Genomic DNA, 1,213 nt, shown 5'->3' on the forward strand with positions numbered 1-1,213 from the left:
CTGATCCGCGTCCTTTTTTCCTTGTCGTCACTCGTCAAGATACTGGACAGGCAGAATACCTCACTCCGGACGTCGATATGTTAGCGGAGACCATGAAGGCCAGCAGCGCCCTGCCCGTACTCTATCGTAATGGCGTACTTCTTAATGGCACTCGATATGTGGATGGCGGCGTTGCAGATGCCCTGCCAATTGCCGAAGCCATCAAAAGAGGAGCGACAAAAATCATGGTCCTGCGCAGCCAGATTGCCAGTTACCGGAAACCAAGATCAAAGTTCAGTGCCATCACAAAACGTATGCTGAAGGAAACGCCAGCTCTGATTGAGCCTATGCTGACACGTGACGTTCGTTACAACCAAACATTGGAACTGATAAACAATCCGCCACCAGGCATTGAGATAATCCAAGTGTGCCCACCAGAAACGTTTAAGTTAAAACGCTTAAGCCGCTCACCAGAACCTTTGCGAGAAGCATATGAACTGGGAATTGAGGCTGGCAAACAAGCCATAGAACGTTGGAATTCAGTGTAAAGAAAAAAGCCACCTCGATTAAACGCAAGTTAATCTAGGTGGCTAACGCAAACTCGATGGCAGTGGATTATCGATTTGCTTCGCTACGAGCCCAATAAGCAGGCTCAAATACATTCAGCGTAATACTAAGACATCGGTCAAAATTGGCTGTTCGCTGTCGTTCGCTTTAATAGGTTTCGAACACCCCTGAGTTGTAGTCTTCAATCGCTTGTTCAATTTCTTCGATACTGTTCATGACAAATGGGCCATAGTGAACCACTGGCTCATTGATTGGTTCACCTATAAAGAGCAGGACCCCACTGTTGTCTGCCGCAGTAAACTTTGCCGCCTCTCCTTTTGATAACAGCGCCATCTCACCTTGCTTTACAGTGCGTTGATTTATCTCGACACTGCCTTGGTACGCATAAATCATCATGTTATGGTCAGCGTCCAAAGCTAGCTCAAGCGTGGCTCCTCTATGAGGCCGCCAATCAGCAACAGTTGCTACAACACCAGTTTGAGTCAACGGCCCAACAATTCGTTCTCCCGCAATCATCAACTCACCAGCAATGACACGAACAAGCCCTGTCTTTGCAGTGTCAAATTCCGTGATCGCCTCTGTTTGAAAATCGTGGTATTGAGCGGGTTTCATTTTGTCTTTGGCTGGTTGATTAATCCATATCTGAAAACCATGCAGCTCACCGTCT

The 1,213-nt window shown here is 47.3% G+C and carries 2 protein-coding genes; one reads left to right on the forward strand and one right to left on the reverse strand.

Features of this window, described 5'->3' with window-relative positions:
- On the forward strand, positions 1–527 hold a 527-nt coding region (locus R7O12_RS25745), incomplete at its 5' end, for a patatin family protein (RefSeq protein WP_318126892.1).
- Positions 528–693: 166 nt separating this feature from the next.
- On the opposite strand, the gene R7O12_RS25750 is transcribed toward R7O12_RS25745, so the two are convergent.
- On the reverse strand, positions 694–1,213 hold a 520-nt coding region (locus R7O12_RS25750; protein ID WP_318126894.1), incomplete at its 5' end, for a pirin family protein.

Source organism: Vibrio sp. Vb1574, from assembly GCF_033338675.1.